At 60.8% G+C, this 23,100-nt stretch carries 20 protein-coding genes; 11 read left to right on the forward strand and 9 right to left on the reverse strand.

Translation table 11 applies throughout. The features are described from left to right. The first annotated feature begins 186 nt into the window (after window positions 1-186). Window positions 187-1,056, forward strand: a complete 870-nt coding sequence (locus HX792_RS11100) for an NAD(P)-dependent oxidoreductase (protein WP_176996124.1) — start codon at window positions 187-189, stop codon at window positions 1,054-1,056. A 166-nt stretch (window positions 1,057-1,222) separates the two neighbouring features. Here the strand turns inward: HX792_RS11100 and HX792_RS11105 are convergent, their stop codons facing one another. Continuing rightward, the gene (locus tag HX792_RS11105) at window positions 1,223-1,786 is read right to left on the reverse strand and encodes an Rrf2 family transcriptional regulator (protein ID WP_176996125.1); all 564 of its coding nucleotides are present in this window, start codon (window positions 1,784-1,786) and stop codon (window positions 1,223-1,225) included. A 250-nt stretch (window positions 1,787-2,036) separates the two neighbouring features. Between HX792_RS11105 and HX792_RS11110 the strand changes: the two genes are divergently transcribed. Beyond that, window positions 2,037-3,239 carry an NAD(P)/FAD-dependent oxidoreductase gene (locus HX792_RS11110; protein WP_176996126.1) on the forward strand — a complete coding sequence of 401 codons (1,203 nt, stop codon included), beginning with the start codon at window positions 2,037-2,039 and terminating at the stop codon, window positions 3,237-3,239. Between the two features lie 55 nt (window positions 3,240-3,294). Here HX792_RS11110 and HX792_RS11115 read toward each other — a convergent pair whose 3' ends face one another. Next, window positions 3,295-3,897, reverse strand: a complete 603-nt coding sequence (locus tag HX792_RS11115; protein WP_218172607.1) for a dTMP kinase — start codon at window positions 3,895-3,897, stop codon at window positions 3,295-3,297. A gap of 178 nt (window positions 3,898-4,075) precedes the next feature. Here HX792_RS11115 and HX792_RS11120 point away from each other — a divergent pair, with 178 nt between their 5' ends. Together HX792_RS11120 and HX792_RS11125 are read left to right on the forward strand one after the other, a co-directional pair. Further along, a complete protein-coding gene (locus HX792_RS11120) occupies window positions 4,076-4,987 on the forward strand; it encodes an enoyl-CoA hydratase-related protein (protein WP_176996127.1) in 912 nt (303 codons plus the stop codon). A gap of 208 nt (window positions 4,988-5,195) precedes the next feature. After that, window positions 5,196-5,411, forward strand: coding sequence for a hypothetical protein (locus HX792_RS11125; protein ID WP_176996128.1), 216 nt, complete (start codon window positions 5,196-5,198; stop codon window positions 5,409-5,411). Window positions 5,412-5,419: 8 nt separating this feature from the next. On the opposite strand, the gene HX792_RS11130 is transcribed toward HX792_RS11125, so the two are convergent. Next, the gene (locus HX792_RS11130; RefSeq protein WP_176996129.1) at window positions 5,420-6,739 is read right to left on the reverse strand and encodes an LLM class flavin-dependent oxidoreductase; all 1,320 of its coding nucleotides are present in this window, start codon (window positions 6,737-6,739) and stop codon (window positions 5,420-5,422) included. A gap of 23 nt (window positions 6,740-6,762) precedes the next feature. Then, complete coding sequence (locus HX792_RS11135; RefSeq protein ID WP_176996130.1) at window positions 6,763-7,719, reverse strand: ABC transporter substrate-binding protein; 957 nt, start codon at window positions 7,717-7,719, stop codon at window positions 6,763-6,765. A gap of 310 nt (window positions 7,720-8,029) precedes the next feature. Between HX792_RS11135 and HX792_RS11140 the strand changes: the two genes are divergently transcribed. The 6 genes from HX792_RS11140 (at window position 8,030) to HX792_RS11165 (ending at window position 16,410) form a co-directional block, all read left to right on the forward strand. Further along, window positions 8,030-9,625, forward strand: a complete 1,596-nt coding sequence (locus HX792_RS11140) for an efflux transporter outer membrane subunit (protein ID WP_176996131.1) — start codon at window positions 8,030-8,032, stop codon at window positions 9,623-9,625. A 25-nt stretch (window positions 9,626-9,650) separates the two neighbouring features. Continuing rightward, window positions 9,651-10,838: an efflux RND transporter periplasmic adaptor subunit gene (locus HX792_RS11145; protein WP_371319341.1), complete on the forward strand. Its 1,188-nt coding sequence runs from the start codon at window positions 9,651-9,653 to the stop codon at window positions 10,836-10,838. A gap of 9 nt (window positions 10,839-10,847) precedes the next feature. Next, window positions 10,848-13,904 (forward strand): efflux RND transporter permease subunit, encoded by a 3,057-nt coding sequence (locus HX792_RS11150; protein ID WP_176996132.1) that lies wholly within the window; start codon window positions 10,848-10,850, stop codon window positions 13,902-13,904. A 103-nt stretch (window positions 13,905-14,007) separates the two neighbouring features. Continuing rightward, window positions 14,008-14,547, forward strand: coding sequence for a YbhB/YbcL family Raf kinase inhibitor-like protein (locus HX792_RS11155; protein WP_176996133.1), 540 nt, complete (start codon window positions 14,008-14,010; stop codon window positions 14,545-14,547). Between the two features lie 5 nt (window positions 14,548-14,552). Then, window positions 14,553-15,374, forward strand: coding sequence for a helix-turn-helix transcriptional regulator (locus tag HX792_RS11160; protein ID WP_176996134.1), 822 nt, complete (start codon window positions 14,553-14,555; stop codon window positions 15,372-15,374). Between the two features lie 166 nt (window positions 15,375-15,540). Next, window positions 15,541-16,410: an oxaloacetate decarboxylase gene (locus tag HX792_RS11165; RefSeq protein WP_176996135.1), complete on the forward strand. Its 870-nt coding sequence runs from the start codon at window positions 15,541-15,543 to the stop codon at window positions 16,408-16,410. Window positions 16,411-16,455: 45 nt separating this feature from the next. Here the strand turns inward: HX792_RS11165 and HX792_RS11170 are convergent, their stop codons facing one another. The 5 genes from HX792_RS11170 to HX792_RS11190 form a co-directional block, all read right to left on the reverse strand. Next, window positions 16,456-17,319: an NAD(P)-dependent oxidoreductase gene (locus tag HX792_RS11170; RefSeq protein WP_176996136.1), complete on the reverse strand. Its 864-nt coding sequence runs from the start codon at window positions 17,317-17,319 to the stop codon at window positions 16,456-16,458. A 36-nt stretch (window positions 17,320-17,355) separates the two neighbouring features. Continuing rightward, window positions 17,356-18,111 carry an SDR family NAD(P)-dependent oxidoreductase gene (locus HX792_RS11175; protein WP_176996137.1) on the reverse strand — a complete coding sequence of 252 codons (756 nt, stop codon included), beginning with the start codon at window positions 18,109-18,111 and terminating at the stop codon, window positions 17,356-17,358. Window positions 18,112-18,219: 108 nt separating this feature from the next. Next, the gene (locus tag HX792_RS11180; protein ID WP_176996138.1) at window positions 18,220-19,647 is read right to left on the reverse strand and encodes an NAD-dependent succinate-semialdehyde dehydrogenase; all 1,428 of its coding nucleotides are present in this window, start codon (window positions 19,645-19,647) and stop codon (window positions 18,220-18,222) included. 2 nt (window positions 19,648-19,649) lie between these two features. Next, window positions 19,650-20,354 (reverse strand): type 1 glutamine amidotransferase domain-containing protein, encoded by a 705-nt coding sequence (locus HX792_RS11185; protein ID WP_176996139.1) that lies wholly within the window; start codon window positions 20,352-20,354, stop codon window positions 19,650-19,652. 196 nt (window positions 20,355-20,550) lie between these two features. Next, window positions 20,551-21,447: an AraC family transcriptional regulator gene (locus HX792_RS11190; RefSeq protein ID WP_176996140.1), complete on the reverse strand. Its 897-nt coding sequence runs from the start codon at window positions 21,445-21,447 to the stop codon at window positions 20,551-20,553. A 290-nt stretch (window positions 21,448-21,737) separates the two neighbouring features. Here HX792_RS11190 and HX792_RS11195 point away from each other — a divergent pair, with 290 nt between their 5' ends. After that, window positions 21,738-22,661: an AraC family transcriptional regulator gene (locus HX792_RS11195; protein ID WP_176996141.1), complete on the forward strand. Its 924-nt coding sequence runs from the start codon at window positions 21,738-21,740 to the stop codon at window positions 22,659-22,661. The last annotated feature ends 439 nt before the right edge of the window (window positions 22,662-23,100 follow it).

A 23,100-nucleotide genomic window follows, 5' to 3' on the forward strand; every position in this document is an offset into this window, starting at 1 on the left:
TGCCGAACTTCGAACGGTAGTTACTTGATCCACCTAAGCCAGGCGTTCTGTTTCAGAGAGGTACGGTGCATTCTCAGCAGTGGCAAGAGGATGCACCTTGTGACGTGGTTGCAGCAGCAATCAAACGATTCCAACAGACGTGTTTTTAAATCGCAAGCAACTGCTTTTAACTAAGCGGGAGGAAATATGACGTTAACAGTTGGCATTATCTCTGCTGGCGCTATGGGTAGCGCATTGGGCGCTCGTTTGAATAGCAAGGGATTGAGGGTTCTAACATCTCTGGAGGGACGCAGTAGCGCCAGTCGGTCTCGCGCAAAATCGGCGGGAATGGTAGAAGCGAGCGATGACCAGATTAGGGAAGAGGCTAGTGTTATTTTTTCGATAGTTCCTCCAGCGCAAGCGATTATAGTTGCCCAGAGGTTTTGTACGAGTTTTTCCAATAGTTCAACCACGAAACTGTATGTTGATTGCAACGCAATCAGCGTCTCTAAAGCTATAGAGATCGAACAGCTGTTTTCTAACGGGGGCGTATGTTTTGCGGATGGCGGCATTATTGGTCAGCCTCCAAAAAAAGATGAGGAGGGCCCGCGGATTTATATCTCAGGCAATATATCAAGTGAAGCGTCCGACTGGCTAAAACTTATCAAACAGTCTGGAGTTGATATTCGTTTTCTTGATGGCCCTGTTGGTGCTTCATCTGCTTTGAAGCTTTCTTATGCAGGCATCACCAAAGGAATTACGGCGTTAGGTGCTTGTATGATTCTTGCCGCAGATCGGGCAGGAAGTGGTAGATCCCTGCGAGAGGAGCTAATAGCAAGTCAGCCACAGATTATGACTAGACTTTCGAAAACATTACCAGAAATGTATTCCAAAGCCTATCGATGGGTAGATGAGATGGAGTCAATTTCTGATTTTATTGGGGATACATTTCCCGAGAAACATATTTTTATTGGCGCCGCTGCGCTATTTGAACGCATCGCCAATGATTTTTCTGGAAATGGCGACGAATGTGCAACAATGGACAGCTTTCTAAAACAACCAGATGCGAACGCCTGAATTCCATACTATATTCATTAGAACCGGGCCTGAACACAGTCGGCAATCAACGTTTTACAACATGCTACGCAGGTCCAGTAGCTCATCGGTAGAGAAAGCGTACGGCGAATACAGAGGTCACGGGGCAGTGAATCGCCCCGAACTCTCTAAAGCAGACTACAACCGATCACTCCGAAATATCAGTCACCCGAATCACCCGATCATCCCCCCCCTGCCCACTCCCCTTCCTCTCCCTACGATCATTAATCCACCCCCCAACCTGAGCAGCAAACTCCGCTGGCGACTTACGCCCAACCTTCCTCGCAAGATCAAGAATGGTCTGTTGAGCCAGCGCATCTTCCATACGCTTCTGCGCCGTCATCATGGCCGCATGGACTGAGCAGTGGCCGTCCAGCGCCCAGGCCGGTGGCGCGCCATCAAACAACGCGCAACGCCCGCGGATCTCGCGGCAATTGAAGATGAGTTTCTGGCCGTCGATCGCGTTGACGATATCGAGCAGGCTGATTTCGTCAGACGGCCTGGACAGCTTGAAGCCGCCGCGCACGCCTTCGGTGGCCACGACCAGTTTGGCCTTGGCCAGCTTGGTGAAAATCTTCCCGAGGTAATCCAGGGGCACACCTTGCAACTCAGCAAGGTCGCGCACGCTGGCCTCTCGGCTTTCGCCGCCATCGCCCACCAGGAAAATCAGGCAATGAATGCCGTATTCAACGCCTGCGCTGTAAAGAGACATGCCAATCTCCGACTTAATTAGTCGCATAACCTAACAGAATACCGTGGGGCAAGCCAGCTCTCCACGCGCTAGACCACTGCCATCCAGGCACCAAATTCCTATAGCGAGAGCCCCATTTCGTAAGGCTTTCGAGACTTTTCCCACGCCGGTTAAAACGCAGCCTCGCAAAAAATAGCCTTGCGCCAATTAACTACGACAAATATAGTCGCCGTTATCGATCCACCCATCACCTCACCCCCAAGGTAAAAAAATGAAGCAGCACATTCTGATTATTGGCGCCGGTTTTGGCGGCCTGTGGACGGCATTGAGCGCGACGCGCCTGTTCGACATCCATGACCGCAATGACGTCGACGTAACCGTATTGGCCCCGCAAGCCGAGCTGCGCATCCGCCCGCGTTTTTACGAACCGGATGCTCACCAGCTGTTCGCGCCGATTGGCGAACTGTTCGAGGCAGTAGGTGTGACCTTCATCAAAGGCGCGGCCGAGACCATCGACGTCGAACAAAAACACGTCGCCTACCTCGATGCCTCCGGCAATCGGCAGGTGCTCAACTACGACAAGCTGGTACTGGCCACCGGCAGCCGGCTCGCCATGCCGGGCACGCCGGGTGTAGCGGAGCACGCCTTTGCCGTAGACCAGATCGAGCAAGCCGTACGCCTGGAGAACCACCTCAAAGCCCTGGCAGACCGTCCCTACAGCAAAGGCCGTAACACCGTAGTCGTGGCTGGCGGCGGCTTCACCGGCATAGAAACAGCAACCGAAATGCCCGCACGTTTGCGTGCCATCCTGGGTGAAAACGCCGATATCGAGGTGATCATCGTGGATCGCAGCGAAGCAATCGGCGCGTCGATGGGCGCAGAAATCGGCCGGTCGATTGCCGAAGCCAGCGAGGAACTGAGTGTGAAATGGCAGTTGAAATCCTCGGTGGTCGCCGTCGATGAAAATGGCGTCACCCTGGACAATGGCCAGCATCTGGAAGCCCGTACCGTGATCTGGACCACCGGCGTGCGCGCCAGCTCGCTGACCGAACAGATCCCCGGTGAGCGTGATGCGCTTGGGCGCCTGCACGTGGATGCGAACCTCAAAGTCATCGGCCAACCCGATGTCTTCGCCACCGGCGATGTGGCTTACGCCGCCACCGATGCGCTGGGCAACCACGCGTTGATGACCTGTCAGCATGCGATCATGCTGGGCCGTTACGCCGGCAACAATGTCGCCGCGCAGGTTCTGGGGGTGGATCCGACACCTTACAGCCAGCCCAAGTACGTGACCTGCCTGGACCTGGGCGGCTGGGGCGCGGTGTACACCGAGGGTTGGGATCGCCAGGTCAAGTTGACTCGCCAGGAAGGCAAATCGCTCAAGACCCAAATCAATACGGTGTGGATCTACCCACCGGCTGCCAACCGTGAAGCGGCGTGGGCGGCGGCGGATCCATTGATCCCGATTGCCTGACAGGCCTTTGACGAGCGTGGCCGGTACCCATCCCGGCTCACCTCTCAGCTGACAATCAACGCAACACGCCATGGATCGCAGCAACCACCTGCCTCGTCGCTTCCTCAATCGTCCCTTCATTACGGCATAAAACCCATCCATGCGCCGCAGCCGCCCGCTCGAATGCCTCGGTACACGCGGTATGTTCTTGCAGCGAATGGATCACGGTACTGCCCAGTCCACGCCCGCGTGCGGCAGCCCTCGCCCATGAGATCTCGGGTGCAGTGACCACCCCGACATGCAGATCCGGCACTCGCACGTTTCGCTCAATGTTCAACCGCAGGATCTCTTCCATCGGAACGCTGCGGCGAAAGGCGGCATCCGACGGATACCAGCGGTCAATCAACACGATACTGCCTGCTGGCTGCTTGGGCAGCACGTGTTGGGAGATCCACGCACGGCTATCCGCGAAACGCTCACACACCGCCCACTCCAAATCCCGCCCAGGGTGCCTGGCGAGCGTGTTCACGAGAGCCATTGTTTCACTTCTATCGGGATCGTTATTTCGCTCGCACAGCCGGATCACCTTGTTGTTGTCAGCCCTCAGGGCTTTGGTAACGGCTTCCAACAGCGTGGTTTTACCCGTGCCCTTGGGCCCATCCAGAGAAATAAACATCATTAACCAACGATTGATAAAGGCATTGACGGACTCTAACTGAATTTCTGGAAAAGGTACGGCACGCCCATTCCATCCCGGAATAAACGTTAGTCCGGTTTACGTACTACAGGCGGTTCATGGCGCCCTTTAGCTTGCCTGCTTCGACGCCCACCAACGCCCCGCCAGTAAGGAACCCTCGATGCACAGACTATTCCGGACGATCCTCGTTTTCTCAGCGCTTTCCCTGTCTATAGGGTCTGCTTTTGCGCAGTCGGTCGACACCACCAAGCCGCATGCCAGCGAAGTCACCCTGGTTGATATTCCCGTCAGCCCGTCCCACAAAATCACCGTCGAGCGTCGCGGCAAGATCGTCCTGATTGGCATCAACCGCCCCCATATCCAGAACAGGCTTGATCCGGAAGCGTATCTGGCCCTCGCCAAGGCCTATTACGATTACGACCATGACCCTTCGCTGCGTGCCGCGGTGTTGTTCGGATACGGCGATAACTTTTCCCAGGGCGTAGACGTTGAAGGCTTCAAAGCCGTCGCCAGCTCGGGTGGCGTCACACTCGGTGACGGGCTTATCGACCCGCTCGGCAAGAAGATGCCTTTGCTCACCAAACCCTTGATCGTGGCGGTGCACGGCGACACCTGGAACCTGGCGCATGAGTTGTTTCTGGTTGCCGATATACGGGTCGCCGCGAACAACACCGACTTCGGCCAGGACGAAAACACCCACGGTCGTTTCCCGGGCGGTGGTTCAACGGTGCGCTTCGTGCGCGAAGCCGGCTGGGGCAATGCGATGCGCTACATTTTGACGGGCGATCATTGGAGCGCTCGTGAGGCTTATCGCATGGGCACGGTCCAGGAGATTCCCGATCCACAGTCGGCGCTCGACAAGGCGATCGAGATTGCGAACAAGATCGCCGCCAATGGGCCATTAGGGATCAAAGCATCGCTGGTCACTGCGCATCGCGTCATCGACCCGGTGCAAGCTGAGGCGCTGTCCGGGTTGGATACGCAGCGGGCAGCGCTGTATAAATCCGAGGACTTTCAGGAAGGTCGCAAGGCAGAAGCTGAAGGCCGCCCACCGGTTTACCAAGGTAAATAGCGCTAAACGACAGAACACCACCAGGACCGCAGGCATCCTGGTGGTTACTCGCACAGCAACTACCCGTGATATCCCATCCCTACATTCCTTCCAGTTTGACCAACGCCGCTGAAAATTAAGAACAGTCTTATTGGCCTTGTCCGGGGCGCAGTCTAAAAAGGCATCGCAGCCTTGACTGCGCCCCTTCCCCCCTAGTGAAGCCTTAACCATGGACGCCTTGCATTGCATTCAACACCTTCAACTGCGGCTGGTGAAATCCGCAGCCATCACCGGTGACTGCGCCAGCGACCTTCTGGACGTCTTGTGCAAACTGCCCGACAACGAGGCCAGTCGCCTCGTTGACATCATTGGCTTGCTGCAACACGAGGCTGACGCGTTGAGAGCCTTGTCCAAAACAATATGGCTGGACAGCCCGTTGGAGTGAGCGCGCGCTCAACGTCCAAACCGCGGAATCCCTACCCCCAGACTCTCGCGCAACGTCGTCCCTTCATACGCGGTGCGATACACCCCCCGCGCCTGCAACAACGGCACAACCTCCCGGGTAAACCGCGTGAACTGCTCCGGGTGCCCGATATAGATGTTGAACCCATCCACAGCCCGCGCTTCAAACCAGTCCGCCATTTTCTGCGCCACGGTGTCCGCGCTGCCCACAAACGCCCCCGGACGCAGTTGCCGACCAAATTCCACGGCCTGGCGCAAGGTGAAGCCCTTCTCCCGCGCTTGATCAGCAATGCGTTTGGCCGCTGTGAAGAAGCTGCTGCGTGCGGCTTCCAGGCTCTCCTGGGGAAACGGCGCCTCCAGGTCGTACTGCGTGAAATCGTGCCAGCCAAAATTACGCCCGAACTCCTTCAACGCCAGTTCAAAGCTATGGTCGGCTTGATGGTAGTGCTGCTCGATTTCCCGTGCGTGGGCGTCGGTGTCGCCCACGTAGACTTCAGCGCCGGGCATGACCAACAGTTGCTCGGGGTCACGACCGTGCTGCTCCGCCCTGCCCTTTACCTCTTTATAGAACGCCTGGCCCTGCTCGATGCTGGCGGCGTGGGTGAAAATCACGTCGGCGGTGGCGGCGCCCAGGTCGCGGCCTTGCTCGGAATCGCCCGCCTGAAAGATCACCGGCTGGCCTTGGGGTGAGCGTTGGATGTTCAACGGGCCGACCACAGAAAAGTGCTCGCCCTTATGGTTCAGGCTGTGCAGTTTGCTCGGGTCGAGGAACTGGCCGGTGGCGCGGTCACGCACGAACGCATCGTCCTCATAGGAGTGCCACAGCCCTTGCACGACTTGGACGTGTTCCGCCGCGCGGCCATAGCGAGTGTCGTAGTCATAATGTTCGTCACGGCTGTAGTTGCCGGCGGTACCGGCATCGCCGCTGGTGACCACGTTCCAGCCGGCGCGGCCTTTGCTGATCAGGTCCAGGGAGGCCAGGCGTCGGGCCACGTTATACGGCGAGTTATAGGACGTGGTCAGGGTGCCGACCAACCCGATATGCCGCGTGCTTACGGCCAGCGCCGACAACAGCGTCAGCGGTTCCAGGCGGTTGAGGTAATGGGACGGCGAACCGGGTGTGATGAACTGGCTGTCGACGATGAACACCAGGTCGAACAGCGCCGCCTCGGCCTGGCGGGCAATGTCGATGTACCAGTCGACGTTGACGCTGGCGTCGGCCGGCAATTGCGGGTCAAGCCACAGGTTGTGGCGACCTGGCCCGCCGCAGCCCATGGTCAAGGCGCCGAGTTTCAGTTGTCGTTTGCTCATGTCTGAAGGATTCCTTGAGGCGTTCAGGGCTGCTTTTGGGCGACGGCGGGTTGCAGGGACGCTGCGAAAGAGTCATCGAACAAGCTGGCTGCCGAGTACGACTTGACCAGGCCTTGGCCTGCGAAAAAGTCCACGGTCTTTTGCGCTTCAACAGGCGATTCGGCCGTCACGGGGTCGACCGTTGTGCGCGCTCGGGCAAACCAGGCGCGGGCAATATCGGCGTCCGCCCGGGTGCGTTTGGCCCACGCGTCGGCGTAAGCGTCAGTGTTGGCCGGATTCTGGCGAGTCCACTCGCGGGCTTTTTTCAGGCGCAGCAGAAAGTCGTTGATCGGCGCGCGCTTGGTGTCAACCGCCTTTGCGCTTGCGGCAATGTAGCTTTGCGCCGGGATCAACCCTTCAGCGGTTGCCAGCACGCGTGCGCCCTGCCGTTCCTGCTGTGTGACGTAGGGTTCCCACGTGGCAATCACGTCAACCGAACCGCCCTCCAGAGCATGGGAAGCATCCAGTGCGCTGAGGTAACGCAACTCCAGTGAATCCGTCGGTACGCCCGCCTTGGCCAGTGCCGTCAGCAGCAATTGCTGGCTCCAGGAACCTTTCCAGACGGCAGCGCGCTTGCCGGCGAGGTCCGCCAGGCTGTGAATTGATGAATCTTTCTTCACCAGAATGGCCACGCCATCAAGGTTCTGCCGGGTAATGCCAATCACCTTGATCGGTGCGCCCAGCGCGCCGAGGAACAGCACCGGCGCATCCCCCAGCAAGCCGATATCCAGGCTGTTGGCATTGAGCGCTTCGGCCACTGGCGAGCCGGCGGTGAACTGCTTCCACTCAAGGGTGTACGGCAAGTCATCCAGCACCCCCGCCGCTTCCATCACGGCCTGGGCGTTATAACTTTGGTCACCCACCACCAGCGTTTGCGCGTTCGCGGCCAGGCACAGCAGTGCGGCGGTCAGCCCGGCCGCCAGTTTTGTCAGGTAACGCACGTTCGCTCCAGATGCCCCTTCGGGCACTTCAGGTCGATCCGCGTGCGCGGTCTCGGCATTGTTGTAGGGGGGTCACAATGACGGCCAAACCAGCGCCTGTAAAATACCCATAGTGCATAACCTAATTCTTTATAAATGCACATAACGCATTTTATGGCTTTAAATCGCCATCCTGACGCAGGCCCTTACATTGCGCAGCGCCAAGCACCACCTACACTGATTCAAACCCAGCGATTCCGGGCTCTTTTCACCGGGTCGACCTGATGCAGCTGCAAAGAAACAGTTAACCAACTGATCAATCAGAGCAACCATGAAAGAGCAGCCCCGGCAGCGTGCATCCAGCTCCAAACCGGTCGGTATTTCCCGACAGACACACCTTCTGGCGCCCTTGAGTCTGCTGTGCATCGCCCTGGCGGCGTGTACCGTCGGGCCGGATTTCACCCGACCGGATGTCCCTGCCGGTGCCGACTTCCAACGCGAAAAGCTCACCAGCACCGCCAAGGCCGACATCAACACCGGCGGCGCTGCCCAGCGGCTGGTGGCCGGCATGGATATTCCCGGCCAATGGTGGACGCTGTTCCGTTCGCCCACGCTCAACACCTTGATAGAAGAAGCCCTGCGCGCCAACCCGGATGTGAGCGCGGCCCAAGCGGCGTTGCGCCAGGCTAACGAACAGGTCTACGCCGACCAGGCATCGCTGTTCCCCTCCGTCACCGCAAATGCCTCGAAAACCCGCGAGAAAGTCTCCGGCGTCACGGCGGGCTTGCCAGAATCGCCCATCCTGACGGTCAGTTCTGCGTCACTAAACGTGTCCTACGCCCCGGACGTATTCGGTGGCACTCGCCGGCAAATAGAAGGTACGACGGCGCAAGCCGAGTACGAGCGTTTCCAGTTGGAGGCGACCTACCTGACGTTGACCGCAAACGTGGTCAACACCGCGATCAGCCTGGCCTCTCTACGCGATCAAGTCGCCGCCACCGAAGAAATCATCCGGCTGCAAGGCGGCCAGCTCGATCTATTGCAGGCGCAGCGGCGACTCGGCGCCATCGGTGACAGCGACGTGCTGACCCAGCAGACCGCCCTGGCCCAAACCCGTGCGACGCTGCCGCCCTTGCAGAAGCAACTGGCACAAACCCGCAACCAGTTGATGGCTTATCTGGGGCGGTTTCCGAACCAGGACCGTGGCGAGGCGTTCAACCTGGCGTCCCTGCGCTTGCCGGAAGAACTGCCGGTTAGCCTGCCCTCGGCCATCGTCGGCCAGCGGCCGGATGTGCGCTCTGCCGAAGCGCAACTGCATCAAGCCAGCGCCAACATCGGCGTAGCGGTGGCCAACCAGTTGCCCCAGTTCAGCATTACCGGGTCCATAGGGTCGACCGTGGCCAGCGGGACCAAACTGTTTTCTGCCGGCTCCGGTGTATGGAGCCTGGCCGGCGCCATCGCCCAGCCGATCTTCGACGCGGGCAAGCTGGAGCACCAGAAGCGCGCGGCCGTGGCCGCCTATGACGAGTCGGCAGCACGCTATCGCGGCACGGTGATCACGGCATTCCAGGACGTGGCCAACTCACTGCGCGCACTCGACGCCGACGCCGACGCGCTCAACCAGCAAGTGGTGGCCGAACGGTCAGCGCAAGCCAACCTCGATCTGGTGCAAGCCCAGTTCAAGCTCGGCGCCGTGGCTTACATCAACCTGCTCAACGCCCAGCAGACCTACCAGAACACCGTGCTGGCTCGGGTCAAGGCCCAGGCTGCGCGCTACAGCGATACCACGGCGCTGTTCCAGGCCCTGGGCGGCGGCTGGTGGAACCGCACCGACGTGGACCCCGCCACGGCCGGCAAACCGGACCGTTTCGGCCTGCCCTCGTGGCAAGAAATCATGCCGGCCAAGAACGCGGCGCGACTGAACTGAATCATTGAAACAGTGAGAACCTTCCATGGCTGACGTCAACACCGCCCCTGCCCTGCCCCACGAACCGGGCGCGCCGCGCAAGCGCCGCTTGTGGCGGCCGATGCTGCTGATGATCCTGGTGGTGCTGGTGATTGTCGCGATCATTGCCGGGGTAAAGTACGTGCAGATTTCGGCGCTGATCGCCCAGTCAAAAGTGCCGTTACCCGCCGCCGTTGTGACCGCTCTGCACGTGCCGTTAGAAGAGTGGCAGCCCAACGTCTCTGCCGTGGGCTCGATGAAAGCGGTACGCGGTGTGGACGTGACCACCGAAGTCGGCGGCATCGTGCGTACCCTCGGCTTCAAGCCCGGGCAGGAAGTGGCCGCCCAGGCATTGCTGGTGCAGCTAAATGCGGACTCGGACATTGCCCAGCTGCATTCCCTTGAAGCCACCGCCGACCTGGCCGTGATCGTGCTCAAGCGTGACAAGGCCCAACTGGCGGTCAACGCCATCTCCCAGGCCCAGGTCGACACCGACACCGCCGACTTGAAAGCCAAGCTCGCCGCCGCCGAACAACAACGGGCGCTGGTGGAGAAAAAATCCATCCGCGCACCCTTTGCCGGCCGCATCGGCATTACGGCAGTCAACCCCGGCCAGTACCTCAACCCCGGCGACAAGATCGCCACGTTGCAGACGTTCGATCCCATCTACATCGACTTCAGCGTGCCCCAGACCCAACTGGAAGCCATCGCCATCGGCCAAGCCGTGTCGGTGACGGCCGACGGGCTGTCCAACCAGACGTTCAGCGGCCGCGTCAGCACCATCGACACCCAGTTCGACGCCACCACACGCAACGTCACCGTAGAAGCCACCGTCGACAACCCCAAGCAACGCCTGGTGCCTGGGATGTTCGCCCGCGCCGTGGTGAACGCGGGTAGCCCGCAGCGCTACCTCACCGTGCCGCAAACCTCGGTCACCTATAACCCTTACGGCACCACCGTGTTCATCGCCACGTCGAGCAAGAACGACAAAGGTGAAGAGGTGCTCACGGCGCAACAGACCTTTATCAAGACCGGGCCGACCCGGGGCGATCAGGTGGCGATTCTGTCGGGCGTGATGGAAGGCGACCTGTTGATCACCAGCGGCCAGATGAAGCTTAAAAATGGCTCGCCGGTGAAGATCGATAACAACGCCGCACCGTTGAACGACCCCGCGCCGACTCCGCAAGAACACTAAGGGTGTCCCATGAAGCTTACCGATACCTTTATACATCGACCGGTCTGGGCGATTGTCGTCTCGCTGTTCATCCTGATCCTGGGGCTGCGCTCGATCTTCGAGCTACCGGTGAACCAGTGGCCGCGCACTGAAAACACCGTGGTCACCATCACCACCGCGTATTACGGTGCGGACGCGTCCACGGTCGCCGGCTTTATCACCCAACCGCTGGAATCGGCCATCGCCCAGGCCCAGGGCATTGATTATCTGTCGTCCACCAGTATCACCGGGGTCTCGACCATCACCGCCACCCTGCGACTGAACTACGAGGCCAGCAAGGCGCTCACCGAGATCAACACCCAGGTCAACTCGGTCAAGAACCAGTTGCCGGCCCAGTCCCAGGAACCGGTGCTCACCGTCGCCGTCGGGCAAACCACTGACGCCATGTACCTCGGCTTCTACAGCGACACCCTGCCCACCAATAACATCACCGACTACCTGGTGCGGGTGGTCAAGCCCAAGTTGGATTCCTTGCAAGGCGTGCAAACCGCCGAAATCCTCGGTGGGCGCCAGTTCGCCCTGCGCGCCTGGCTTGACCCGAACAAGCTGGCCGCGCACAACGTGTCGGCACAAGACGTCTCCACCGCCCTGGCCAACAACAACTACCTGTCGGCCGTCGGCTCCACCCGTGGGCAAACCGTCACGGTTGACCTCACCGCCGGCACCGATTTGCACACCGTGGATGAGTTCAAGCGCCTGGTCATCAAGCAGAAAGGCGACGCCCTGGTGTACCTGGAAGACGTCGCCACCGTCACCCTCGGCGCCGAAAGCTACGACAGCAGCGTGGCGTTTTCCGGCAAGCGCTCGGTGTTTATCGGCATCAAGGCCGCGCCGAGCGCCAACATTCTCACCGTGGCGCAAAGCGTGCGCGAGGCCTTCCCGGAGCTGCAATCCCAACTGCCCAGCGGCGTGCGCGGCGAGATCGTGTATGACTCCACGGCCTTCATCAACACCTCTATCTATGAAGTGGTGAAAACCCTGGTCGAAGCCATGATCATCGTCTCGGTGGTCATCTACCTGTTTCTCGGCTCGTTCCGCGCGGTCATCGTGCCGTTGGTGGCGATTCCGCTGTCGCTGGTCGGCACCTTTTTTGTCATGTACCTGCTGGGGTATTCCATCAACCTGTTGACCCTGCTCGCCCTGGTGCTGGCCATCGGGCTGGTGGTGGATGACGCCATCATCGTGGTGGAGAACGTCGACCGGCATATCAAGGAAGAAGGCAAGAGCGTGCTGGAAGCGGCGCTGACGGCGGCGCGAGAACTGGGTGGGCCGATCCTGGCGATGACGGTGGTGCTGGTCGCCGCCTATGTACCCATCGGCTTGCGCAGTGGCCTGACGGGTGCGCTGTTCAAGGAGTTCTGCTTTTCGCTGGCCGGCGCGGTGACGGTCTCGGCCGTGGTTGCGTTGACGTTGTCGCCGATGATGACGTCCAGGCTGTTCAAGCCCGGGCAGGAAGAAGGCCGCTTCGCCCGCCGCCTCGACGGGTATTTCGACTGGCTGCGCAAGCGTTATCACCGCATCCTGTCGGGCGGCCTGGATATCTGGCCGGTGCTGGTGACCTTTGGTTTTGTACTGTTCCTGCTGGTGGCCGCCAGTGGCATGACCGCCAAGAGCGAACTGTCGCCTACCGAAGACCAGGGCCTGGTGTTCATGCAGATCAAAGGCCCGCCAACCGCCTCGCCGCAGCAGATGGAGCGCATTGCCGACCAGGCGTTCCTGATTGCCAACAAAGAGCCTGAATACGCGCAAATGTTCCAACTGACCGGGTTGCCGATTCTCAACCAAGGCCTTGGCGGCGTGCTGCTCAAGACTTGGGACGACCGCACGCGCTCCCAGGCTCAACTGATCCTCGAACTGCAGCAAAAATGGAACCAGGTGCCGGGCGCAACCATTGCGGCGTTCCCGCTGCCGTCACTGCCGGGTGCTCAAGGTTTGCCTGTGCAATTCGTGATCACCACCACCGACTCGATCGAGAACCTCAACGAAGTGGCCCAGGCGGTGGTGGCCGAGGCGCAGAAACAACAGCTGTTCTACTTCTCCGACATGGACCTGAAACTGGACAAACCCCAGGCGCGCCTGGTGGTCGACCGTGAAAAAATCGCCGCCCTGGGCATGACCCAGGCCGACGTCGGTGCCGCGTTATCCGCCGCCTTGGGTGGCAACTACGTGAACTACTTCTCCACTGCCGGGCGCTCGTACAAAGTGATTCCCCAGGTGCTGCAATTCAACCGCCTGAACCCGGAGCAGATCCTCGATTACTACATCCGCACGCCGTCGGGCAGCATGATCCCGGCGCGCACCGTGGCGCATATCGAAACCTCCACGCAGCCGGAGTCGATCAACCACTTCCAGCAGCTCAATTCGGCAACGCTTTCGGGCGTGAGTGGCGTGGCCCAGGGCGAACTGTTGGCGAAGCTCAACACCATCCTGAAAAACGTCGCACCCTCGGGCTACACCTCTGACTTTTCCGGCGAGTCGCGCCAGTTCATCCAGGAATCGGGCGGGTTTGTCGGGCTGCTGCTGTTCTCGATCCTGATCGTCTACCTGGCCCTGGCCTTCCAGTTCGAAAGCTTCCGCGACCCGGTGGTTATCCTGTTTTCGGTGCCCCCTGCCCTGTTTGGCGCGCTGGCCTTTATCACCATGGGCTACGCCTCAATCAACGTGTACACCCAGGTGGGCCTGGTGACGTTGTTGGGCTTGATCACCAAGCACGGCATTTTGATCGTGCAATTTGCCAACGAATTGCAACGCGCCGGACGCAGCAAGCGCGAGGCCATCGAAGAGGCTGCAGCGGTTCGGCTGCGGCCTATTTTGATGACCACGGCGGCAATGGTGCTGGGCGTGGTGCCGCTGGTGTGGGCCTCCGGCGCCGGCGCTGCGGGGCGGCACGACATGGGCCTGGTGATCTTCAGCGGGTTGTCGATCGGTACCCTGCTGACGCTGTTCATGGTGCCGGCGATGTATATGTTCATTGGTGCGACGCACCATCAGGAAGCAGAGCAACCGGAGCCGGAATACCAGGTGTGAGGTTGATTGAGCACTTCAGCACAATCATCGAGCGCTTCAGCACAGCCCTCCATTCGGGGGCTGCCTAGAATCGACGCTCACCTCCCACCTGGACACCTCCCGGATGAAACTCAACGCCTTATTGCCCGCACTCACCATCGCCCTGTCAGCCAGCAGCCACGCCGCCAGCTTCAGCCTCAGCAGCCCGGACATCGCCGATCAGCGCCCGCTGACGAAGCAGCAAGAATTCAGTGGCTTCGGTTGCAACGGTGACAACATTTCCCCGGCGCTCGCCTGGAGCAACGCACCCCAGGGCACTAAAAGCTACGCAATCACCGTCTATGACCCTGACGCCCCCACCGGCAGCGGCTGGTGGCACTGGACGCTGGTCAACCTCCCGGTTTCGGTAAACAGCCTGCCGCGCAATGCCGGCACGCACCTTCCAGCCGGCGCCGTCGAAGGCCGTACGGATTACGGCAAGCCTGGTTTTGGTGGTGCGTGCCCGCCCGTGGGTGACAAACCCCATCGTTATCAATTCACGGTATGGGCGTTGAAAGTCGATAAGCTGCCGATCGACAATCAGGCCAGCGGTGCCCTGGTGGGCTACATGCTCAACGCCAACAGCCTGGCCAAGGCCACCCTCACGTCGCCCTACGGACGCTAGCCACGATGGATGCACACGACGCCCTGCAGCACCGCGAAAACATCATCGAAAGCTGTGTGATTCAGGCCCGGCAACTTCACACCTTACGGCGGGTTCCGATCTTTATGACGGCGTTGTGTCGTGTGCGACAAGGGCAAAAGCGCTTGCAGTGGGATGATCGGGAAATGCTCGCAGGCCCACAGCATCTGGTACTGATGCCGGCTGGACGTGAGCTGGGCGTGTCGAACTTCCCGGGGGCACAGGGTCACTACATCGCGGATGTAGTGTCGTTTCCGGTGTCGGTGTTGCGTCAGTTCATGGCCCGCTACGGCGAACAATTCGCCCGCTCCGTGCCGGGGCATATGAATACCGAGTTGTGTGTGCGCCTGGATAAACAGACCCGGCAAGCCTGGGATCAACTGTTGATTGCACTGAATTCGGGCGCGCCCGCCGCGTTGTGCACGCACTATGGCGAAGCGGTCCTGCTGTGCCTGTGCTTGTCCGGCCAGGCGGGCCCGTTGTTAATGGGGCGTAATGATCCGCTGTCCGAGCGCGTGCAGCGGCTGATGATGAGCAATTTGTCCAAGGACTGGACGATTGCTGCCGCGGCCCATCAGTTGAATATGGGGGAGTCCACGCTGCGCCGCCAGTTGGCCAACGAAGATGCGAGTTTTCGCTCGATCCTCGAAAATGTGCGGCTGGCAGCGGCGTTGCAGCGCCTGCAGACCTCCAGCGACCCGATTGGCGAGATCGCCAGCGCCTGTGGCTACGCCTCGCCTTCACGCTTTGCCGTGCGGTTCAAAACCCACTACGGGCTCTCGCCAAGGGCACTGCGCGCCGCGATTTGACGGCGTTTCGTCTTGTCCATCGACTAACTGTGAACCCTGGATCCATGTGTTTGGCACATGCCTCATGCTCAAACGTCATAATCCCTTGTTCACCTGCATGGTAATCTCGCGCCACCACGAATAGACATTGATCGTCACAAGACGATGACCAGAGCCAGGAAACAACATGCCGAAAATCTCTCACTCAGCACTGCGCCGTAATTTCCGTGAACTGCTTGCAAAGCCGATCTGCGTAGAAACCGCCTCCGTTTTCGACCCCATGTCCGCCCGTATCGCGGCCGACCTGGGCTTTGAAGTCGGTATCCTCGGCGGTTCGGTAGCATCGTTGCAGGTACTGGCGGCACCCGATTTTGCGCTGATCACCCTGAGTGAGTTCGTCGAGCAAGCCACGCGGATCGGCCGTGTGGCCCAACTGCCGTTCATTGCCGACGCCGATCACGGCTACGGTAACGCGCTGAACGTGATGCGCACCGTCGAAGAGCTCGAACGTGCCGGCGTCGCCGCGCTGACCATCGAAGACACCCTGCTGCCCGCGCAATTCGGGCGCAAATCCACCGACCTGATCTCCATCGATGAAGGCATCGGCAAGGTCAAGGCCGCGCTGGAAGCCCGCGTCGACCCGGCGCTGTCCATCATCGCGCGTACCAATGCCGGCGTGCTGCCGACCGAAGATGTCATCGAACGTACCAAGGCCTACGAAAAAGCCGGCGCCGACGGGATCTGCATGGTCGGCGTCAAAGACTTCGATCACCTGGAGCAGATTGCACAGAACCTCACGGTGCCGTTGATGCTGGTGACCTACGCCAACCCCAAGCTCAACGACAGCGAGCGCCTGGCCAAGCTGGGCGTGCGCATTGTGGTGGCCGGCCACGGCGCCTACTTTGCCTCGATCAAAGCCACCTACGACAGCCTGCGTGCCCAGCGCAACATCACGTCCAGCACGTCGAACCTCAGCGCTACCGAACTGACCCACACCTACACGCTGCCTGAAAGCTACGTGGCATGGGCCGAAGAATTCATGGATGTGAAAGAGTAACAACCCGCCCCCGGCAACGCGCTCATCTGCCGGGGGCGTCTTGCTTTACCGGGTAAACAACTGGGCCACGCTCGTAATGTTCGACTGGCCCAGCCCTTCGATGATGCCGTGCTGGAACACACTGCGCGCCGCCGCAATGGTCGGCGCGTCGTCGACAGAACCCGCCGCGTCGATGGCGTAGCCGAAGTCCTTCTCCATCAGTTCCACCGGGAACCTGGGTGCGTTGTCACCCGCCAGCATCAACCCGACCATCTGCCGCGCCGCCGCGCTCGACACCGGGGTGCCGCCGATCACTTCAAACACGCGCTGCGCGTCGGCGCCGGCACGCTGGAGAATGCCCATCAGCTCCGCCAACACGGCCACCTGCACACCGAGCAAGGCATTGGTGCCCAGCTTGGTCAGTGCACCGGCGCCGAGCGGGCCGACCAGGTGCAGGGACGAACCCAGCACATTCAACAGCGGCCGGGTACGTTCAAAGGTTTCGGCGTCGCCACCCAACAAGTAGACCAACTGCGCTGACTCGGCCTGTGGCCGCGAGCCCGAGACCGGCGCCTCCAGCAACGACACGCCATAGTGAGCCGCCTCGTGACCCAGCTCACGCACCCAGTTGGGCGACAGCGTCGAGCTTTCAATCGCCACCGAACCCTTGGCCATCCCGGCCAGGGCGCCTTTTACCGGATCGAGCCAGACCTGACGTGAAGCGCCGTCATCACGCACCATCGAGAACACGAACTCGGCACCTTTCACCGCGTCCTTCGGGCTGCTGCCAAGCTTGGCGCCCTTGGCCACCAGCTCGGCGGCGGCCTCGGGCTCACGGTTCCACACGGTCACCTGGTGGCCGGCGTTGAGCAGGTTCAGCGCCATGCGCGAACCCATCGCGCCGATGCCTAGAAATGCAATATCTGACATGGGTAAAGCCTCATCAGGAATAGGAACGTGCGTGCGTCAGATGCCTTGGCCGCCCGATACTTCGATACGCTGGGCATTGACCCAGCGGTTGTTCTCGGACAACAGGCTGGCGATCATCGGGCCGATGTCGTCGGGTACACCGGCACGGCCGAGGGCGGTCATGTCGGCGAAGACCTTGTTCACTTCGGGGTTGTCGCGCACGGCACCGCCGCCAAAATCCGTCTCGATGGCACCCGGTGCCACGGTATTCACCGCAATCCCGCGCCCGCCGAATTCCTTGGCCATGTACACCGACAGCACTTCCACCGCCGCCTTCACTGCCGCATAGGCAGCGTAGCCGGGGAACGACACGCGGGTGAGCCCGCTGGACAGGTTGACGATACGCCCGCCGTCGGCGATCAGCGGCAGCAGCGCCTGGGTGAGGAAGTAAACACCCTTGAAGTGCACGTTGACCAAGCCGTCGAACTGCGCCTCGCGGGTGTGTTCGATCAGCGCGTAGTCGCCGTGGCCGGCGTTGTTCACCAGGTGATCGAAACTGTCGCGCTGCCAGTGATGGCGCAGCACGTCAGCCAACTCGCTGGCGAACCCGGCAAAACCGCTGACGTTGCCAGTGTCCAAAGGCAGCGCCACGGCTTTGCAGCCGAGGGCCTGGATCTCGGCGACCACCGCCAGCGCATCGTCTGCACGACGCTGATAGGTGACGATGACATCGCCGCCCTGGCGCGCAATGCTCAGGGCAGTGTTACGGCCAAGACCGCGGCTGGCGCCGGTGACAATAGAGATAGTGGTCATAGCAAAACTCCTCAGTAGGTGTGAGGCCATCATAGGAAGTGGCCTGCCGGATGGCGTTGCCGGAAACTGGGGGTTGTTTGCCCAATCCTCCCAGTTTCACGGCGTGCATCAACGGATGCTCAGCAACTTGGTGGTCTGGTACGGTGCCAGGATCTCGCTGCCGCCTTCGGCGCCGATGCCGCTCTCTTTCCAGCCGCCCAGGGGCACTTCCGGGTGATGGGTGACGACGTCGTTCAACCCGATGACGCCAAACTGCAACCCATCGGCCAGGCGCCGTTGGCGCGCCAGGTCCTTGCAGAAAATGTAGGCAGACAGGCCGAACTCCAGGCCATTGGCGCGGGTGAGCATGTCCTCTTCGTCGGTAAAGGACTGGATCGGTGCCAGCGGTCCGAAGGGTTCCTCATGCAGGATCTTCGCGTCCTGCGGCACCTGCGTCAGCACGGTGGGCGCGTAGAAAAAGCCTTGAGTGCCCAACCGTTCGCCACCGGCAAGCACCGTGGCGCCGCGTGCGCGGGCGTCATCCACCAGCTCGGCGACCGCCTGCAAGCGACGTTCACTCACCAGCGGGCCCATCTGCGTTTGCGCATCCAGGCCATCGCCCACGCGCCACTGGGTGGCGTGTTCCGCCATGCGTGTGGCAAATCGGTCGTGCAGGTTGGCCTCGACAAAAAAACGGGTGGGCGACAGGCAGATCTGCCCGGCGTTCTTGAACTTGGCCTTGGCCAGGAAATCAGCGGTGGCCTCCGGGTCGACATCCCCGCAGACAATCACCGGGGCATGGCCGCCCAGCTCCATGGTCACCGGTTTCATCGCCCTACCCGCTGCGGTGGCGAGCAACTTGCCGATGGGGATGGAACCGGTGAACGTCACTTTCGCCACAATCGGTGAAGTGATCAGGTGATCGGACACCTGATTGGGGTTGCCAAACACCACGGCAATCGCCGCCTTCGGTACGCCCGCTGCCAGCAGCGCCCTGGCCATGATCAACACCGACGCGGGCGTTTCCTGCGACGGTTTGCAGATGATCGAGCACCCTGCCCCCAAGGCGCCGGCAAACTTTTTCGCGGCTTGTGCCATGGGAAAGTTCCACGGGGTAAAGGCTGCGATCACCCCGATCGGGTGGGTTTGCACTTCGAAGCGCTGCGCGCTGTCACGCCCACTCAGCACACGGTCACTGATCCGCCGTGCCTCTTCACCGCCCCATTCGAGGAAGTCCGCCGAACGCTCGACTTCATCTTTCGCCTCGGCCAACGGCTTACCTTGCTCCAGGGTAATTGCCTGGGCCGCGCGCTCGACGTCGGCCCGCAGCAGTGCGGCGGCCCGCTTCATGATGCGGCCGCGCTCCCACGGCATCACCGCCTGCCATTCCAGCAAGCCTCTGGCGGCCACGTCGAGGATTTCGTCGAGGTCTGCCGGCGAGGCGTGGGCGACGCGACCGATCACCTCACCGGTGGCCGGGTTGACCACCGCCTCGCTCACACCGTCTGAACCGTCGCGTTCGACGCCGTCGATCAACAGCTGAAAAGTATTGGCCATGATTACACCCGCCCGGCCAGCGCCTGCAGGACCGCAGCGGCCATGGGCGCACTGGACGCCGGGTTCTGGCCGCTGATCAAATGGCCGTCGCTCACCACGAACGGCGCCCAGTTTTCCGCGCCGCGCACGTAGTTCGCGCCCCGTTCGCGCAAGGTGGTCGCCAGCAGCCAAGGAGCGTTGTCAGCGGTGCCGAAGTCGACTTCTTCTTCATCACTGAACGCGGTCAGCTTGCGCCCGGCAAACAGCCAACTGCCGTCCGGCTTGACTGCACTGAGCAACGCCGCCTGGCCGTGACACACCGAACCAATCAAGGTGCCGGCCTTGTCGGCATCTAACAGCACGCGGGCCATGTCGGCGTCCTTGTACAGGTCCTCGACCGGGCCGTGCCCACCTGGCACCACCACGGCGGCGTAATCGGCGGTGTTCACCTCCGCGAGTTTCAGCGGGTGCTGCAAGTCCTGGGCAATGCTGGCGAGGTAGTCGACAAAGTGCTGGACCTGCGACCCGGCAAATGCCGGATCAAGGCTTTTCGGGTCGGCGGTGGGTGTTACGCCGCCGGGCGTGGCGAGCACCACGGTATGGCCGGCCTGGGCAAACATCTCGTGAATCACCACGAATTCTTCGGCCCAGTAGCCAGTGGGATAATGGCTGCCATCGGCGCGGGTCCAGTGGTCTGCTGCGGAAAGAACAATCAGCACGGTGCTCATCAGGGGTAACCTTTCTGGGTGAGTGGAAGTGCCGCACTGCTTGAGTGTCGACACCCCCAGTATCCCGTCCGCTGTTTTGCACGAGCAGTTCAAAACTCGACGTTGTTTGCCTATTGCTACACATCTGCGGCGTGAGCCCAGAACGCAAAACACCTCCATCAGGAGGTGTTTTCAATCGCCCGCAGCCGCACGTGGATCAGGCGGACGCCATGGCCCAGCCCTTGACGGCTTCGACGTCCTTGATCGGTGGCAAGCCGAACATTCGCGCGTATTCACGGTTGAACTGCGACACGCTTTCGTAGCCGACATTGAACGCGGCGCTGCTGGCCGAAGAACCTTCGGCCATCATCATCCGGCGCGCTTCGATCAGCCGCAGGTTCTTCTGGAACTGCAGGGGCGACAACGAGGTGACCGCCCGAAAATGCCGGTGGAACGAAGACGGGCTCATCCCCGCCGTGGCCGCCAGTTGATCAACCGGCAATGGTTGCTTGAAGTCGGCGCGAAGCACAGCGACCGCACGCGCCACGCGGTGGGCCTGGCCCTCTGTCCAGCCGAGCCGGCGAATCGCCGCACCGTGACGTCCGGCCAACAGCCAGTAATGCAGTTCGCGCACGCGCTGCGCATACAGCACGGGGGCGCAATCGGGGAAGTCCAGGGTGCGCATCAAGCGCAACGCCGCATCCACCACTTCAGCATCAGTGCGCTCGGCGGCTTTGACCGGCATGCCCTCAGCGACCTGTTGCGGTTTCATCTGCAACGACAGTTCGGCGATCACGGCCGGGTCCAGGTCAAGCACGATGGACAGGTAAGGCTCCTCCACACTGGCCTTGGTGATCTGGCTGACGGTGGGTACGTCGGCGGTGATCAGCAAGGAATCGCCGGCCTGGAACGTATAGGTCTGTGTGCCCATGGTCACCTCCTTGGTGCCCTGCAGGATCAGGCATATCAAGGGGTTGGGCATGGAATGGATCAGGCCGCTGGGCGTGGTCGAACGGATGGTCGTCAGGCCGGGAACCGGGGTCTGGGCCACGCCGGTCGCGTTGGCGTTGGCCTCGACGTAATGGCGCACAGCGTCGAGCAGTGTGTAGGTCATGGGGGGTTCATCCGTTCGCATGAGACGACTGGAAGGAATGGGCAAACAAGGTCGAGGTTTCGGCAACGCCAGGACCGCGGCGCAGGCCTAGCATTCGTCCAAGCACAGGTTAAAGCCTTAAACACAGTGAAGAAAGCCGTGGGCCCGCCGCTTCGTCGGCCAGTGCCTGGACAGGACACTACGGCAAACACCTGCGGGATCGCTTGCCGAAAAATCGATGTTTTTTGCCTGATACTCCTCGTGCGAATCGCGTTCACACGCCTGAAATCCGCTTTTATGCAGTACGCCCTATGAATGACGCCTTGCTCAATGCCGTGTCCCGCTACGCCCAGACCCATGCCGACGCCGCTGGAATCGCTCATACGCCCATTCCCGGGATGTCTATCGTCAGCGCCCACCTGCCCGGTGGCCTGATACACGAGGTTGCCCAGCCCCTGGTCTGCCTGGTGATGCAAGGCAGCAAGCGCGTGGCCGTGGGCAAGCAGTCGTTCACCCTGAACGCGGGCGATTCGCTGCTGATCACCGCCGACGCGCCGACCATCAGCCAGATCACTTCAGCCTGCGAGCAGCAGCCTTACCTCTCGCTGATTCTAGACCTGGATTCGCGGGTCATCGCTGACCTGACGGCCGAAATCAGTACTGCCGAGCTGCGCGCGACGGGCATGACGCCTGCAACACCGGTGCTGACCGATCACACCGACGCCGAAGTCGCCGACGTGGCCCTGCGCCTGATGCGCCTGATTGAACGCCCTGCCTCGGTGCGCTTGCTACAGGCACCACTGGTGCGTGAGTTGCACTACTGGTTGCTGACCGGTTGCCACGGCGCAGCGATCCGACGCCTGGGCTGGCGTGAAGGCCGCGCCCAGCGTGTAGCGCGCGCCGTGGCGCTGCTGCGCCGGGAATTCACCCGCCCGCTGCCAATCAGCCGTCTTGCGCAAGCGGCAGGCATGAGCCCGTCGTCATTCTTCATCCACTTTCGCGCGGCAACATCGCTGTCGCCCCTGCAATTTCAGAAGCAATTGCGCCTGATCGAAGCGCGCCGGTTGATGTTGTCGGTGGGCGTGTCCGCAAGCAGCGCGGCCTTTGCCGTGGGCTATGAAAGCGTCTCGCAATTCACCCGCGAATACGGGCGCATGTTCGGCCTGCCACCGGCCAAAGACATGGAAGCCCTGGAGCGGCTACCGCCTGCGGACGGAAAACCCACCGCTGAATAAATTCGTGGGCGCCTGGAATAAGCCAAGAAGTCGACCGTCTTACCTGGCAGACAGGTTCATCTTTATGAAACTTCGTTTAACTTCCATAGTTACCTGAAGCTATAAGATGTCTAGATACCCTGCACTTTCAAGACGCGGACAACTGAACATCGACTGAACACTGGGAAAAATAGTTTGACCATCAATCAATAGTCACTTGACGAGACTTTCAACCGCCCTTTATTGTCGTCGAAAGCGTTACATAGTTTCACTTGAATTCACGGAAAACGGGCGCTCCAGCCCGATCATCACGGATCACGACTATTTATTCAGCCTCAACTTAGGCTGCCTATTTATTCGCATCGACATCACCAAAAAGTCTTTACCACTCAAAGACGCCTGCCCTGCCTTACACACTAACCGCTCGCAGTAGCGGAACTCTTTCGTGCCTGTGCTTTTG

The organism is Pseudomonas sp. B6002 (assembly GCF_013385985.1).
GTDB lineage: Bacteria > Pseudomonadota > Gammaproteobacteria > Pseudomonadales > Pseudomonadaceae > Aquipseudomonas.

What these genes read in the sequence shown, in the direction of transcription:
- HX792_RS11170 (WP_176996136.1), bottom strand. Translation starts at nt 17,319, where the DNA reads ATGTCAGATATTGCATTTCTAGGCATCGGCGCGATGGGTTCGCGCATG.
- HX792_RS11150 (WP_176996132.1), top strand. Translation starts at nt 10,848, where the DNA reads ATGAAGCTTACCGATACCTTTATACATCGACCGGTCTGGGCGATTGTC.
- HX792_RS11155 (WP_176996133.1), top strand. Translation starts at nt 14,008, where the DNA reads ATGAAACTCAACGCCTTATTGCCCGCACTCACCATCGCCCTGTCAGCC.
- HX792_RS11195 (WP_176996141.1), top strand. Translation starts at nt 21,738, where the DNA reads ATGAATGACGCCTTGCTCAATGCCGTGTCCCGCTACGCCCAGACCCAT.
- HX792_RS11100 (WP_176996124.1), top strand. Translation starts at nt 187, where the DNA reads ATGACGTTAACAGTTGGCATTATCTCTGCTGGCGCTATGGGTAGCGCA.
- HX792_RS11180 (WP_176996138.1), bottom strand. Translation starts at nt 19,647, where the DNA reads ATGGCCAATACTTTTCAGCTGTTGATCGACGGCGTCGAACGCGACGGT.
- HX792_RS11110 (WP_176996126.1), top strand. Translation starts at nt 2,037, where the DNA reads ATGAAGCAGCACATTCTGATTATTGGCGCCGGTTTTGGCGGCCTGTGG.
- HX792_RS11145 (WP_371319341.1), top strand. Translation starts at nt 9,651, where the DNA reads ATGGCTGACGTCAACACCGCCCCTGCCCTGCCCCACGAACCGGGCGCG.
- HX792_RS11190 (WP_176996140.1), bottom strand. Translation starts at nt 21,447, where the DNA reads ATGACCTACACACTGCTCGACGCTGTGCGCCATTACGTCGAGGCCAAC.
- HX792_RS11115 (WP_218172607.1), bottom strand. Translation starts at nt 3,897, where the DNA reads ATGATGTTTATTTCTCTGGATGGGCCCAAGGGCACGGGTAAAACCACG.
- HX792_RS11125 (WP_176996128.1), top strand. Translation starts at nt 5,196, where the DNA reads ATGGACGCCTTGCATTGCATTCAACACCTTCAACTGCGGCTGGTGAAA.
- HX792_RS11185 (WP_176996139.1), bottom strand. Translation starts at nt 20,354, where the DNA reads ATGAGCACCGTGCTGATTGTTCTTTCCGCAGCAGACCACTGGACCCGC.
- HX792_RS11105 (WP_176996125.1), bottom strand. Translation starts at nt 1,786, where the DNA reads ATGTCTCTTTACAGCGCAGGCGTTGAATACGGCATTCATTGCCTGATT.
- HX792_RS11140 (WP_176996131.1), top strand. Translation starts at nt 8,030, where the DNA reads ATGAAAGAGCAGCCCCGGCAGCGTGCATCCAGCTCCAAACCGGTCGGT.
- HX792_RS11160 (WP_176996134.1), top strand. Translation starts at nt 14,553, where the DNA reads ATGGATGCACACGACGCCCTGCAGCACCGCGAAAACATCATCGAAAGC.
- HX792_RS11175 (WP_176996137.1), bottom strand. Translation starts at nt 18,111, where the DNA reads ATGACCACTATCTCTATTGTCACCGGCGCCAGCCGCGGTCTTGGCCGT.
- HX792_RS11130 (WP_176996129.1), bottom strand. Translation starts at nt 6,739, where the DNA reads ATGAGCAAACGACAACTGAAACTCGGCGCCTTGACCATGGGCTGCGGC.
- HX792_RS11120 (WP_176996127.1), top strand. Translation starts at nt 4,076, where the DNA reads ATGCACAGACTATTCCGGACGATCCTCGTTTTCTCAGCGCTTTCCCTG.
- HX792_RS11165 (WP_176996135.1), top strand. Translation starts at nt 15,541, where the DNA reads ATGCCGAAAATCTCTCACTCAGCACTGCGCCGTAATTTCCGTGAACTG.